Source organism: Micromonospora radicis (assembly GCF_003583405.1).
Lineage (GTDB): Bacteria > Actinomycetota > Actinomycetes > Mycobacteriales > Micromonosporaceae > Micromonospora > Micromonospora radicis.
The window spans coordinates 62,206-75,472 of record NZ_QXEC01000014.1 but is presented as its reverse complement, the minus strand read 5'-3'; the positions used below and the strand labels follow the sequence as shown (position 1 = coordinate 75,472).

Sequence of the window (13,267 nt, the reverse complement as noted above, 5' to 3'; positions counted from 1 at the left end):
GACGTTGACATGCGTAAATCCGATCCCTAGTTTGGATGCCTATCCAACTAAATGGGTGGGTGGGTGGCATGTGGGGCGACGACCGGCTCTGCTACGGCGGTGACTACAACCCGGAACAGTGGCCGCCGTCGGTATGGACACAGGACGTCGCGCTGATGCGCCGCGCCCGGGTCAACCTGGTCACGGTCGGGGTGTTCGCCTGGTCCCGACTGGAACCGGCCCCCGGCCGGTACACCTTCGACTGGCTCGACCAGGTGCTCGACCTGCTGCACAGCGGCGGCATCCGGGTCGCCCTGGCCACCCCCACCGCCTCCCCGCCGCCGTGGTTCTCCACCGCCCACCCGGGCGCGCTGCCGGTCACCGCCGAGGGAGTCCGGCTGCACCACGGCAGCCGGGACACCTACTGCGCCGCCGCACCCGCCTACCGCGCGGCCGCCCGCCGGATCGCCGCCACGCTCGCCGACCGCTACGCCCACCACCCGGCCGTCGCGCTCTGGCGCGTACACAACGAGTACGGCACCACCTGCCACTGCGACCACACCGCCCGGGCGTTCCGCCGCTGGCTGGCCGTACGCCACGGCGACCTGGACACCCTCAACGACGCCTGGGCCACCAGCTTCTGGAGCCAGCACTACTCCGACTGGACGCAGATCAGCACCCCCCGCGCCACCCAGTACCTCGCCAACCCGGGTCAACTGCTCGACTTCCGCCGATTCTGGTCCGACACCCTGCTCGCCGCGTACACCGAGCAACGCGACCTGCTGCGCGCCGCGAACCCCACGATCCCGATCACCACCAACTACGTCCTCGGCGACTGGGTACCGGTCGACCACGCCCGCTGGGCCACCGAGGTCGACCTGGTCGCCGTCGACCACTACCCGTCGGCGGTCGACGTCGGCGCCGAGGAGCAGACCGCGTTCGTCGGTGACCTGGCGCGCGGCTGGGCCCGGCACGCCGCCGCGCGGCACGCCCCGACCAGCGGCGCCTCGACCAGCGGCGCCCCGACCTCCGCTGCCCCGACCTCCGCCACGGCGGGCGGCGACGACCCGGCCGACCAGGCCCCGGTGCGCCGCGGCGCACCCGAAGCCACCTGGCTGCTGATGGAGACCGCCGCCCACCAGATCCACACCACCGGCCGCTCGCACACCAAGGAACCGGGCAGGATGCTGCGACACAGCCTCGCCCACGTCGCCCGCGGCTCGCACGGCGCCATGTTCTTCCAGTGGCGGGCGCCCACCGGCGGCGCCGAACGTTTCCACTCCGCCCTCGTCCCGCACGCCGGGCCGGACACCCGAATCTTCCGCGAGACGGTCGAACTCGGCGCCGCACTGCACCGGCTCAACGAGGTACGCGGCACCGTCGAGGCGTCGGTGGCGCTCGCCGTCGACGCGGCCAGCGGCTGGGCGCTGCGCCATCCCGGCCTACCGGCCGACCGCCTCGACCATCACGCGGAGGCCACCGCCGCGCACCGGGGACTGTGGCAGGCCGGCTACGGCTGCGACATGGTGGTACCCGGTGACCCGCTCGACGGGTACCGGCTGCTCGTACTGCCCGCCCTGTACCTGGTCGACGACGCGACCGCCGACTGGGTACGCGAACACGTCCACCGTGGCGGACACCTGCTGGCCACCTACCTCAGCGGGGTCGCCGACGAACACGCCCGGGTGCGGCTGGGCGGCTACCCGGGCGCGTTGCGCGACGTCCTCGGCGTGTGGGCCGAGGAGTTCCACCCGCTGGCCGACGGTGAACAGCTCACCCTCTCGGCCGGCGGCACCGGCCGGATCTGGGCCGAGACGCTGCGCCTGGCCGGAGCGGACGTGGTCAGCGGGTACGTCGGTGGGGTGCTCGACGGCATGCCGGCCGTCACCCGCCACCGGTACGGCGCCGGCACCACCTGGTACCTGTCCACCCGACCCGACGACGAGACCTACCGCTGGCTGCTCTCCGCCGCCGCCCGAGCCGCCGGTGTCCCACCCGTCTGCCCGGCCGCACCCGAGGGCGTGGAGGCGGTACGCCGCCGCGACGGCGACCGCAGCTGGTTGTTCCTGCTCAACCACACCCACCGCGAACAGCGGGTCGGCACACGCGGCGAGGAACTGCTCACCGGCACCACCGTCGACGACGCGGTGTTCCTGCGCCCCGGCGGCGTCGCGGTGCTGCGCGAGCACCCCGACTGAACGCGCAAGCCGGCCGCCACCGCAGCTCAGCCGGCCGCCACCGCGGCCCGGGAACGGTCGGCGGCGATGCGGACGGCCAGCGCCGCCAGCACCGTGCCCATCAGCATCCGCTGCACCCGCAGCCACAGCGGCCGCCGGCCCAGGAACCCGGCGATGCCCCCGGCGGTCAGTACGATCAACGCGTTCACCGTCAACGCCACCGTGATCTGGGTCAGCCCCAGCAGCAGGCTCTGCCCCGCCACGTTGCCGCGCGCCGGGTCGATGAACTGCGGCAACAGCGACACGTACAGGATGGCGATCTTCGGGTTGAGCAGGTTGGTCACCAGCCCCATGGTGAACAGCCGCCGCGTCGGGTCCGGTGGCAGCGGCGTCGGGGTGAACGGCGAGTGCCCGCCCGGGCGCACCGCCTGCCACGCCAGCCACAGCAGGTACGCCGCACCGGCCAGCTTCACCGCCGTGTACAGCGCCGGTACCAGCACGAACACGGTGGCGATACCGGCCACCGCGGTGGCCAGGTAGACCGCGAAACCCGCCGCCACCCCGAGCAGCGAGATCATCCCCGCTCGTCGTCCCTGCGTCACCGACCGCGACACCAGGTAGACCATGTTCGGCCCGGGCGTCAGCACCAGGCCGAGGGCGACCAGTGCGATCCCGACGACACCCGACGTACTCACCATCGTCCGCCCCGCGCTCCGAAGTCGGAACCGAGCCTAGCGGCAATGCCGTCCCGATCGAACACGGCCGCGATGCCCTCGCCCTTCCCCGACCGCTGCCGCGCCGCCTGACCCACGCCGTTGCCACTACCGCCCGTACTGACTAGTGTCGGTCGGGTGACTGCCGGGTCGGCCATTGGCCACAAGCGGACGGGGTACCCGGTCCGCCGGTGAACCGGGCGTGGGCCCGTGGCCCGCCGCCCTGGCGCCATCTTCGCGTGCTGACTTCCGCGCGCCGTCTGCTGTTCTCGCGCGCCGTCTGCGGTGCGCTCTTGCGCCGAGGCCACCGGCGACGGACGTGGCCCACTCCTGCCCGACGCAGAAAGCAGCACATGCCAAACGACTTCAACCAGCAGATCATCGACGAGTTCCGGGCCAACGCCGGCCGGGTCGGCGGCCCGTTCGAAGGTGCCCGCCTGGTCCTGCTCACCACCACCGGGGCGCGCACCGGCGCCCGGCACACCACCCCGGTGGCGTACCTGCCCGACGGTGCGGAGCGAATCCTGGTGATCGCCTCCGCCGCAGGGGCGGCCAACCACCCACAGTGGTACCGCAACCTGGTCGCCGACCCGCAGGTCACCGTCGAGGACGGCACCTTCACCTACCCGGCCCGCGCGCAGGTGCTCACCGGCGCCGAACGCGACCGGCTCTTCGCCCGCGCGGTGGAGGCCGACCCCGGCTGGGCCCACTACCAGGCGAAGACCTCCCGGACCATCCCCGGTGGTGGCGCTCTACCAGCAGCCCGGCGGGCCGCCCCGGGCGTCGTCGTGGGGTGCGGCGCTGAAGATGGTCCACGATGCGTTCCGGCGCGAGTTGGCGCTGATCCGCGCCGAGGTCGACCGGTCCGGGCCGGGTCTGGGCGCCCAGCTGGGCCTGTCCGTAGCTTCCAGCGAAAAACCAACGCTAAGGTCCATTGATCTTCGTGGTGGGTGACCCGTAGCGTGCCGTCCGTTCGGTGACGGTCGATGTGCGGGCGGTGGTGGGTGGCGACTCGGGATGTGTTCTCCGAGGAGGAGCTGGCGCGGCTTCGGGGGTTCCCGGAGGTCACGCGGGCTGAGTTGATCCGCTACTTCACGGTGACCGGCCCGGACGAGGCGTTCCTGCGGAAGTTCCGGACCGGCCGCAACGTGCTGGGCGCGGCGGTGCAGTTGTGCACGCTGCCGTGGTTGGGGTTCGTGCCGGACGAGGTGGTCTCGGCGCCGGCGGCGGTGGTGGGCCGGTTGTCGCAGCGGCTGGGTGTGCCGATGGGCGAGTTGCGCGGCTACGGGGAGCGGGAGCAGACCCGCACGGATCATCTGCGGCAGGTGGTGGCGTACTGCGGGTGGCGGGCGATGGACACCGCCGAGTGGAAGGACCTGGACGAGTTCCTGTTCGCGCGGGCGATGGAGCACGACTCGCCGAAGCTGCTGTTCCGGCTGGCCTGTGAGTATCTGATCTCATCGCGAGTGGTGCGGCCCGGTGTGGTGCACCTGCTGGAGCACGTGGCCACGGCGCGGGCCCGGGCGCGGGCGGAGACGTGGACGCGGGTGGCGCATCTGCTGACCGACCGTCGCCGGGCGGAGCTGGACCTGCTGCTGGTGCCCGACGCCTACCTCGGGCGCACCCCTCTCGCCTGGTTGGGGGTGGGGCCGACGTCGTCGAGTCCGACGGCGGTGAAGGCGGAGCTGGAGAAGCTGGCCTACCTGCGCCGCCTGGACGCGCACACCCTGGACTTGTCGATGCTGCCGACCGAGCGTCGCCGGTTCCTGGCCGGCGTGGGGCGGCGGCTGACCGGGCAGGCGTTGCAGCGCCGCGAGCCGGAGCGGCGGTATCCGATCCTGTTGACCCTGCTCGCCCAGTCCGCCGTTGATGTCCTCGATGAGACGTTGCTTCTGTTCGACCAGGCCGTCTCCGGACGTGAGTCGGCCGCGCGGCAGAAGGTCGTCGAGGCCCTGGCGGAGCGCGCCAAGGGTGGGGAGAACCGGCAGGCCCTGCTCGACGAAATCCTGACCATCGTGCTCGACCCAGGAGTGGGTGATGAGCAGATCGGTGGGCTGCTGCGCGGCCGGATCGGGATGGAGCGGATGCGCGCGGCCTGGACCGAGCGACGTGAGCGGCTGCCGCGTGATCACGGGCATTTGGCGATGATGCACGCCTCGATGACCTACCTGCGCCAGTTCGCCCCGGCTGTGCTGGCGGCGGTGCGGTTTGCCGGCGGGCCGGGCACCGAGCAGCTCTTGCAGGCGGTGGCGGTGCTGGCAGAGTTGTACGCGACCGGGACCCGGAAGGTGCCGGCCGGGGCGCCGGTGGGGTTCGTGCCCACGAGGTGGGCCGGGTACCTGGCCGCTGCGGCGGAGGCCGGGAACGTGACCGAGTATCGGCACTACTGGGAGATCGCGGTGCTGATTGGCCTGCGCGATGGGCTGCGCTCCGGTGATGTGTTCGTGCCAGGGTCGCGGCGGTACGCCGACCCGGCGTCGTTCCTGCTGACCGCTGAGGCGTGGGCGCCGCAGCGCACCGAGTTCTGCCACCTGGTCGGCAAGCCGGCCGCCGCCGCCGACGCCCTCGCACAGGCCGACGAGGAGCTGCATACCGCCCTGGCCGACCTGGAGACCCAGCTGGCGAAGGGCGATCCGGGCGAGGTGCGGCTCACCGACGACGGGGAGCTGATCATCCCGCCGTTGACGGCCGAGGACGTACCGGCCGAAGCCGACGCGCTACGCGCCGAGCTGGCCGCGATGCTGCCCCACCTACCTCTCGCGTCGGTGCTGGTGGAGGTCGACGCGCGGACCGGGTTCACCGACCATCTGGTGCACGCGGGCGGGAAGGTGAACCGGCCGGCGGAGCTCAAGCGCAACCTGCTGTATGTGATCATCGCCGAGGCCACCAACATGGGCCTGTCCGCGATGGCCGAGTCCTGCGGCGTACCGTACGACGTCCTCGCGTGGACCGCCGAGTGGTACTTCCGACCCGAGACTCTGGAGGCGGCCAACGCCGCGGTGGTGAACTACCACCACCGGCTGCCGTTGACCCGGGCGTTCGGGTCGGGGGCGCTGTCGTCATCCGACGGGCAGCGGTTTCCCGTGAAGGGCAAGTCCATCACCGCGCGGCACCTGTCGCGGTATTTCGCCCGCGGGCAGGGCGTGTCGACCTACACCCACGTCTCCGATCAGCACTCGACGTTCGACACGAAGGTCATCGTGGCCACCGCCCCGGAGTCGCACTACGTCCTGGACGGGCTGCTGGGCAACGCCACGGACCTGCCGACGTTCGAGCACGCCACCGACACCCACGGCGCCACCCTGGCCAACTTCGCCCTGTTCGACCTGGTCGGCAAGCAGCTCTCGCCGCGCATCCGCGACCTGGGGAAGATCACCCTCTACCGCACGGGCGCGAAGGCCGACGTCCTGGCCCGGTATCCGCGGTCGGGCCCGCTGCTGACCCGCCGGCTGAACACCGACCTCATCGTCAGCATGTGGGACGACCTGCTGCGGGTCGCCGCCTCGGTGCAGGGCGGGCACGCCACCGCCGCCCTGGTGGTCGGGAAGCTGTGCTCATCGAAGCGGCAGCAGAACGCCCTCACCTCGGCGATCAAGGAGTACGGGGCGCTGCGCCGCACCGTGTACGCGGCCCGGTACTTGGCTGACGAGACCTACCGGCGCAGGATCGCCCGGCAGTTGAACAAGGGCGAAAACCTGCACGCCCTGCGCCGCTCCCTGGCCTACGCCGGTGAGGGCGCGATCCGCCGCCGGCACCACGAGCAGCAGACCGAGCAGATGTGGTGCCTGACCCTGGCCACCAACGCCATCGTCTGCTGGTCCACCGAATACCACGGCCTCGCCGTCGGCGCGCTGCGCACCGGCGGCCGCCAGGTCGACGACGAGGTCCTCGCCCACATCTGGCCCACCCACCACGCCAATGTGCACTTCTACGGCACCCACTCCGTGGACATCGACGGCGAACTCGCCCAGCTCGACGCCGACGGCTACCGGCCGCTGCGCCTACCCGGTCCGGCGGAGTTCGCCTGAGCCGGCCCCGGGTAGCCGCCGTTGCTGGCGGGGGTTGCGGTCATACTGCGCGGGCGGGCAACGTCGACGGTTGAGGTCTCGACCGGATCCTCTACTCGAGTTCGACGCGCGCCGCATGCAACGCTGAGGCGCGTCGGCGCGTGGGGCTGGCGAAGGCTGCCAGTCCGGTGAGCAGGAGCGCGGTGCTGACGGCCCAGGATGCCGGGTCTGTGTCGTTGCGGGCTGGCCAGTCCAGCGGCGGAAGATTGGTGCCGGTGCCTGCGACGACCAAACCGATGCCGAAGGCCGTGATGGGGACCATCCAGCCCATGCTGAGGCGGAAGGCGGCGGCTCCGAGCAGGGAGTAGCCGAGCAGGCCCAGGTAGTTGCGTAGCGCGCCGGGTTCGGTGATGGTGCCGGTGAGCGGCTCGGCTGCCCAGGCGACCAATGCGGTGCCGATGAGGACGGCCGCGGCCAGGTAGAGCAGGTCGTACAGGTCGACACGGCGCACGGCGAGGTGCTCCTGCATCGGCAGCGCCGACCACGCCGCGGCGGTGGTGAGGTAGGCGGTGATCGCGGGCAGAACGGCGGCCCAGGGTAGCGGGATCGGCTCGCTGGCGCCGATGAACAGGTGTTGGCCTGCGAGCTCGCGGGCGACGACTGCGACGGTGATGAGGGCCAGCAGCAGGGGCGCCGCTCGTCGGGACTTCAGGAGTAGCCGGGGGCCGATCATGTGAACGACTGCGGGGCCAGGGAGCAGGTACGAACGGCGCCGGCGTGGGCGGTGAGCCACTGCTGCTGGTTTCTCAGCGGCAGACTGAGGAAGTGCACTTTGGCCTGCTGCTGATCAGGGGTGCGTGGTGTGAACAGGTTGTCGTCGCCGACGGCCCACGCCACGACGAGTTGCGCCATGGCGTGAGCGGTGTTGTCCCGCCGGGGCCCGTGGGCGCAGGAGTCGACGCCGAGGGCGGCGATGGCGATGTCGAGGCTCGCGCGGTCGTAGTGCTCGACGGTGGGGGCGTCGAGGGCGTAGGCGATCGCGCCTGGTGTGGGTAGGCCGCCCACGCCTCGGGGGCGCTGTTCCACCCGGCTGATGGCGAATGGTGTGGCGGCCAGGCGCTGGGTGATTGCCTGCGCCCGCTGACTGATCGGCGAGAAGCTGTTGGCGAAAGCGGGATGGATGCACACCTGGGGTGAGCTGCCGGAGCAGGACCAGACGATGTGGCGGTTCACGTCGACGTAGCGGCCGTTCTCGCCGATGACGATCGCGGCGCCGCTGACGGCCAAGGCCAGGGACGCCCCGACTGCCGGGATCACCACTCGGGCCGAGGAGCGCACCTTGACGGCGACCAGGGTCAGGGCCAGCAGCGCCAGGCCGGTGAACCACAGCATCTGGCCGCGCATGGTCGGGGCATGCGGTGCGCTGAACGGTGGGATCAGCTCGACGGTGAACGGGAACATCGCGTACCAGGTGCCGTACTGCCCGAGGTTCCAGGTGGTGGCCAGGTAAGTGACCAGCGCGGCGATGAACGGGGTGAACCGACCTGGCAGCAGCACGCCCACGCCGTAGGCGACACAGATGGCGGCGGTGAATCCGACCCCGGCCGAGGCCAGCCACCACCAGAACGGGCCACCCCACGTCGCGGTCGCCGCCGTGGGCACCAGCGTCACCATCGAAACCAGGGCGTAGGCCACGGTGGCGCAGGCCGCCAGCACGCCGGCCTCGACCAGCGGAGCCTGCGCCGGATCGCGGCCCGCCAGCAGCCAGGCGTGGCGGGCTGCGCGGCGCTGCGAGCGGCCTCCCGCCCAGGCGGCAACACCCACGGCTAGCGGAGCCATCAGCACCGGGGCGCTCGTCACCGCGCCGGTGGCGTACGACCAGACGTTGTCCGCGCTCATCTGGGCGCGGGCCATGAACACGCCGAGCCCTACCAGGACAGGCAGGCTCCACAAGCCCGGCCCACGGCGCAGCTCGATGCGGACCGGGGTCACGCGCGCACCGCCGGCTGCCGCAGCGCGGCCAGATAGCCGCGCTCCAGATCGCTGTCCCCGTCCGTTCCTGTCCTGGCGAGGCCTTCCAGCCCGGCCACCGTCCCGGTGAACACCACCGAACCCTCGTTGAGCACGATCAGGGTGTCCGCGACGTGCCGGGCGTCGTCCACCACGTGCGTACTGACCAGCACGGTGGCCGTGTCGGCAACCTTCCGGAGAACACGACGCAGCTCGATGCGCTGCTGGGGATCGAGACCGGCCGCCGGCTCGTCGAGAATGAGCAGCGCCGGCTCGTGCACGATCGCCTGCGCGATACCGGCCCGGCGCAGCAGCCCGCCTGACAAGCTGCCCATGCGTGAGGCGGCCCGGCCGGACAGATTCATCAACCGCAGCGCCCGGTCCACCTTCACGCCGATGTCTCGCTCCGGTACGCCCTTGAGCCAAGCGGCGTAGCCGACGGAATCCCGGACGGTGTAGCCGGGGTAGTGGGACACCGTCTGTGGCAGGAAACCGATCCGCGCCGCGACGGCCCGAAGACCGCCGCGGCGCAGCACATCACGACCGAGAACGTGAAGGTTCCCCGCCACCGGACGCTTGAGACCCACGATGGTGTGCAGCAGTGTCGTCTTCCCGGCCCCGTTCGGGCCCAACAGAACCGTCACCCCGCGCGGAACCACGACGTCGAGATTGCGAAACACATTCCGCCTCCCGTACCGCTGCGCCAGTCCGTGTCCGATGACTGGGTCATCCATCGCGGGTCCCCCGAATTGCGTCAGGATCAGCAGGTGGTCACCTGAAGGTTGCCGGTGTCCTCATAGGTCGGGTGAGAGGTGAAAAATGAGCGGCCGTAGTAGTTCGCGGTCCGTCCGCCGTCGCAGCTGCTGGTCTTAGCGTAGTAGAATCTGCCCGTGTAGTAGTCGTCGTAGCTGGACACCACCGGGTCGGGCAGAGCGCTCACGTTCCTCTTGATCTCGATGCGGAAGGTGCGGGTCGCGGACGTGGAGCAGTACGCGTCGTTGTCGGCAGTCATGTAGCCGCCGCTCTGGGAAATCATCGGGTTGCCCTGGGAGCAGCCCGACGGGTTCGCCCATGCCGGACTGGCCACCGCGATAGTGGACAGCCCGAGGGCGACCGTCATCACGGCCGCCGTCGATCGCCTCATGCGATTCTCCGATCCTTGCTGCGGATGGCACATGCGCATGGCTGTGATGATGACTAGTCGAATTCACCCAAGCACTGTCAGTCGCCGTCGTCAAGGCTGCCGATTTGCTGTCTGCCATTTGCATGACTTGGAGGTCCGCTCCCTGCCTGGAGACGCACGGGAATTAAAGACGAAGAGAGCATCTCCGACTCATGCGTCTATGTGCGCCAATTTCCCTTGCAGGAGCATGTCGACGCAGTGACGCCGCCACCCGGCAGTCTCACGTCCCCTGGGTAAGAACGTGCCGATCATGACAGCCGACCGTCGCGGCTTCTCAGCGCTCACTGCCCAGCGTGGGGCCCGCCTCGGCCACGCGGAGGGGTGCTGAGCAGAGGATTGTACAGGGCGAGGTCGGGCGCGGGCCGGGTGTCGTCGGGCAGGGCGGCGATCTGGGCGGCGAGGCGCTGCTGCGCCAACTGCGGTGGCAGCAGTTCGGGCAGTGCCTTGTATATGGTGCTGCGCGAGACGCCGACGAGCTTGGCGATGGCGCTGATGGACCGGTCCGGCTCGGTGAGCAATTGGCGGGCGTAGGCGAGCTTCTCCGGAGTCATCGCCGGTGGCCGGCCCAAGCGCTGGCCGCGGGCGCGGGCGGCGGCCAGGCCCTCGTTGGTATTGGCCACGATGATCGTGCGAATGAACTCGGCCAGGGCGGCGAAGACGTGGAAGACGAACATGCCGCCGGCGGTGGTGGTGTCCAACTTCTCGTGCAGCGACAGGAACCCCACCCCCTGGCGCTTGAGTCGACCCACGATGCCGATCAGGTCCTCCAGGGACCGGCCGAGCCGATCCAGCGACACCACGGTCAGGGCATCACCGGGCCGGACGTAGTCGAACATCCGGGCCAGCTCCGGCCGGTCGGCGTTCTTGCCCGAGGCCTTGTCGAAGAAGCAGCGCGCGCAGCTGTCGGGGTACGGCCTGGAGTGCAGAGCTAGGTACAGCTGATCTAGCCGTACTCACCTCTGCACTCCAACGAGTACCCCGACAGCAGCCGGCCGCGGTCAGCGCAGCCTCCTGGCGGGCGAGGTTCTGCTCGCGGGTCGACACCCGGCCGTAGCCGACGAGCACCCCGGCAAGCGGAGCGGGCGCGAGAAGGTCCACCGGAACGGGCGCGGGGGTGGCCCCATGCCGTCCATGGTGCCCAACAAGCGCTGCGGCGGATTCTTGGACACGCCCGGTTTCTGGACAGGTTTGTTGGACAGCCCTGACCGATCGCCGATCTACTTTTTGATCTTGTTCGGGAAACGATCGATTCTCGGACACCCCTGCGCCAAGTCCTAACCGCATTTCACATTCGCCGCCGCCGGACCGTCACCAACCACCACGCCCGATCGAGGCACAAGGCGAAGGGGTCGCACGTCGACGGCCCGGTGCCACCTCTGCCGCACCACCGTCAACGACGCGCAGCACGGCCGGCACCCGGGGGGGGCCGGCCACATGCTGCGTTGGGGTCGGCGGTCCCCAGAGGGACACGCCGCCCCACTCGCCTAGATCAACTTCTTAGCGTTGATTTTTCGCTGGAAGCTACGGCTGGGCCAGCTGCGGGTCAACTGATCCCCGTCCTCGACTGACACCCCCACCCCCGCCGCGCCCGTCGGCATCGCGGAGTGGGGGCGCGGGGTATGCGCGGGGAGTGGGGTGGGGGTGGGGTGAGTCGTTCGCGCCATCAGGTCGACGGTGGTGCGGGCGATCGTTGGCCGGCCCGGCCAACGATCGCCCGGCGGTCTCAGTGGGGCGGCGGGGTTGGGTCTGGCGGTCGGCTTGACCAATTAATGGATTACATTGACCGACAATCCATTAATTATCCGCCACAAAACGGGCAAAAGCCTGATGCATCATAATGACTGTTAAGGTGCGTAAGGACTTACGCTGGTGTCGCGGCGGGGTTCCGTGGCCCCAGCGGAAGTCAGGAGGGGGGCGGGGCGTACGTGGCGCGGGCCGCGACGACCTCGGCGGCCTGCCGTTCCCGCCAGCGCTGCTGGGCCTGCCGGTTGCAGGTACGGCACACCCGCCGGAGGCGACCGGTCGCCGGATCGGTCTCCCGCTCGTGGCCGTTGCGGCACCGGGGGCGCTGGGTGCGTTCGCGGCAGCTGTCCGGGTGGCTCAGTTGACGCAGATGGCCCGGTTCGATGCAGTCGGGGGTACCGCAGTCGTGGTGGACCCGCAGGGTCGGGTCATAGCCGCCGACGAGGACCACGTACGCCGCGATGTGCGCCCAGGCCCGGCCGGCGAGCTTCTGGTGCACGCCGCGCCGGCTGCCGTAGCCGCGTACCAGGAGACAACCGTTGTCGGCGCGGGTCGCCCGACTGAGCAGGTAGGCCCGCAGGCTGTCCTCGGTGAAGTGTCCCGACAGGCCGTTGATCTGCGACAGCACCGCCTCAGCGTACGCAGTACACGTCGCCCGAGTTGACCTCGTGCGGCAGGGTGAGCAGGTGGGTGGCCATCTCGACGGCACCGACCCAGCCGAGGGTCAACACCTTCTCGTCGCCCAGTGCCACGTCGAAGCCACCGAAGCCGAGCGTGGCCAGCCGGTCCAGGCAACGCAGCGCCACCGACCGGCTGATGGTGGTGAACTCGAACGACAGCGCGGGCAGTGAACGGCTCAGACCGGCCAGGACGGCGTCCTCGAAGCCCTCCACGTCGATCTTGACGAAGGTCGGGGTGCCGTACTCGGCGATCAGGGCGTCGACGGTGGTGACCGGCACCTCGATCTGGCCGTCCCACACCTGGCCTTCCCAGCCACCGGCGCCGATGGCTGCGGCGACGAAGTCGGTGGAGGCGGTGGAGACCGTCGGGTTGGCGGAGTTGACCAGGAAACCGACCCGCCCCGGCTGCGCCCCGCAGGCCGCCTCGACCACGGTGACCTGGTCGTCGTCGGCGTAGATGGCCCGCAGTGCCCGCAGGCAGAGCGGCTGCGGCTCGACGGCGACCACCCGGGCACCGAGCCGGCGGAAACTGCCGATGTGGTCGCCCACGTGCGAACCGATATCGAAGACCAGGTCGCCGGAGCGTACGAAACGGGCATAGAAGGCGTCCATGGCCGCGTCCCGCCCGGGGTCGCCGTAGTAGACCTCCAGCGAGCGGCGCAGCGAGGCAGTGGCGGGATCGGCCTTGAGCGCCTCGATCGCGGCGGAGTGGATGCCCATCGCAGCACCTTAGCCCGCCCACCCGCACGGTCATGGCGCTACGTGCGGGACGGGG

12 protein-coding genes are annotated in these 13,267 nt (G+C 70.6%); 3 read left to right on the top strand and 9 right to left on the bottom strand.

Annotated elements, in window-relative coordinates:
* Positions 1-68 precede the first annotated feature (68 nt).
* Positions 69-2,177 (top strand): beta-galactosidase, encoded by a 2,109-nt coding sequence (locus tag D2L64_RS16040; protein ID WP_119577333.1) that lies wholly within the window; start codon positions 69-71, stop codon positions 2,175-2,177.
* A 26-nt stretch (positions 2,178-2,203) separates the two neighbouring features.
* Here the strand turns inward: D2L64_RS16040 and D2L64_RS16035 are convergent, their stop codons facing one another.
* Positions 2,204-2,854 (bottom strand): LysE family translocator, encoded by a 651-nt coding sequence (locus D2L64_RS16035; protein WP_119577331.1) that lies wholly within the window; start codon positions 2,852-2,854, stop codon positions 2,204-2,206.
* Positions 2,855-3,222: 368 nt separating this feature from the next.
* On the opposite strand from D2L64_RS16035, the gene D2L64_RS16030 reads away from it, so the two are divergent.
* Both D2L64_RS16030 and D2L64_RS16025 read left to right on the top strand, forming a co-directional pair.
* The gene (locus D2L64_RS16030; RefSeq protein ID WP_199714558.1) at positions 3,223-3,807 is read left to right on the top strand and encodes a nitroreductase/quinone reductase family protein; all 585 of its coding nucleotides are present in this window, start codon (positions 3,223-3,225) and stop codon (positions 3,805-3,807) included.
* Positions 3,808-3,873: 66 nt separating this feature from the next.
* On the top strand, positions 3,874-6,897 hold the full coding sequence (locus D2L64_RS16025) for a Tn3 family transposase (protein ID WP_119577329.1): 3,024 nt from the start codon (positions 3,874-3,876) through the stop codon (positions 6,895-6,897).
* A 91-nt stretch (positions 6,898-6,988) separates the two neighbouring features.
* Here D2L64_RS16025 and D2L64_RS16020 read toward each other — a convergent pair whose 3' ends face one another.
* From D2L64_RS16020 to D2L64_RS15990, 8 genes are all read right to left on the bottom strand, one after another.
* Complete coding sequence (locus D2L64_RS16020; protein WP_119577327.1) at positions 6,989-7,609, bottom strand: hypothetical protein; 621 nt, start codon at positions 7,607-7,609, stop codon at positions 6,989-6,991.
* Entirely contained in the window at positions 7,606-8,868 is a 1,263-nt protein-coding gene (locus D2L64_RS16015; RefSeq protein WP_147376247.1) for a hypothetical protein, read from the bottom strand. Before D2L64_RS16015 ends, D2L64_RS16020 begins: the two co-directional genes overlap by 4 nt.
* Positions 8,865-9,620 carry an ATP-binding cassette domain-containing protein gene (locus D2L64_RS16010; RefSeq protein WP_119577323.1) on the bottom strand — a complete coding sequence of 252 codons (756 nt, stop codon included), beginning with the start codon at positions 9,618-9,620 and terminating at the stop codon, positions 8,865-8,867. The genes D2L64_RS16015 and D2L64_RS16010 overlap by 4 nt, the downstream gene beginning before the upstream one ends.
* 26 nt (positions 9,621-9,646) lie before the next feature.
* Positions 9,647-10,069, bottom strand: coding sequence for a hypothetical protein (locus D2L64_RS16005; RefSeq protein ID WP_147376246.1), 423 nt, complete (start codon positions 10,067-10,069; stop codon positions 9,647-9,649).
* Positions 10,070-10,350: 281 nt separating this feature from the next.
* Positions 10,351-10,905: a recombinase family protein gene (locus tag D2L64_RS28295; protein ID WP_267898678.1), complete on the bottom strand. Its 555-nt coding sequence runs from the start codon at positions 10,903-10,905 to the stop codon at positions 10,351-10,353.
* Complete coding sequence (locus D2L64_RS27935) at positions 10,880-11,353, bottom strand: recombinase family protein (protein ID WP_267898677.1); 474 nt, start codon at positions 11,351-11,353, stop codon at positions 10,880-10,882. The genes D2L64_RS28295 and D2L64_RS27935 overlap by 26 nt, the downstream gene beginning before the upstream one ends.
* Before the next feature lie 619 nt (positions 11,354-11,972).
* The gene (locus D2L64_RS15995; protein WP_119577319.1) at positions 11,973-12,440 is read right to left on the bottom strand and encodes an HNH endonuclease; all 468 of its coding nucleotides are present in this window, start codon (positions 12,438-12,440) and stop codon (positions 11,973-11,975) included.
* A gap of 4 nt (positions 12,441-12,444) precedes the next feature.
* Positions 12,445-13,212 carry an FkbM family methyltransferase gene (locus tag D2L64_RS15990; protein WP_119577317.1) on the bottom strand — a complete coding sequence of 256 codons (768 nt, stop codon included), beginning with the start codon at positions 13,210-13,212 and terminating at the stop codon, positions 12,445-12,447.
* Positions 13,213-13,267 lie beyond the last annotated feature (55 nt).

What these genes read in the sequence shown, in the direction of transcription:
- D2L64_RS28295 (WP_267898678.1), bottom strand. Translation starts at nt 10,905, where the DNA reads ATGTTCGACTACGTCCGGCCCGGTGATGCCCTGACCGTGGTGTCGCTG.
- D2L64_RS16020 (WP_119577327.1), bottom strand. Translation starts at nt 7,609, where the DNA reads ATGATCGGCCCCCGGCTACTCCTGAAGTCCCGACGAGCGGCGCCCCTG.
- D2L64_RS16035 (WP_119577331.1), bottom strand. Translation starts at nt 2,854, where the DNA reads ATGGTGAGTACGTCGGGTGTCGTCGGGATCGCACTGGTCGCCCTCGGC.
- D2L64_RS15990 (WP_119577317.1), bottom strand. Translation starts at nt 13,212, where the DNA reads ATGGGCATCCACTCCGCCGCGATCGAGGCGCTCAAGGCCGATCCCGCC.
- D2L64_RS27935 (WP_267898677.1), bottom strand. Translation starts at nt 11,353, where the DNA reads ATGCGGTTAGGACTTGGCGCAGGGGTGTCCGAGAATCGATCGTTTCCC.
- D2L64_RS16040 (WP_119577333.1), top strand. Translation starts at nt 69, where the DNA reads ATGTGGGGCGACGACCGGCTCTGCTACGGCGGTGACTACAACCCGGAA.
- D2L64_RS16010 (WP_119577323.1), bottom strand. Translation starts at nt 9,620, where the DNA reads ATGGATGACCCAGTCATCGGACACGGACTGGCGCAGCGGTACGGGAGG.
- D2L64_RS16005 (WP_147376246.1), bottom strand. Translation starts at nt 10,069, where the DNA reads ATGCGCATGTGCCATCCGCAGCAAGGATCGGAGAATCGCATGAGGCGA.
- D2L64_RS16030 (WP_199714558.1), top strand. Translation starts at nt 3,223, where the DNA reads ATGCCAAACGACTTCAACCAGCAGATCATCGACGAGTTCCGGGCCAAC.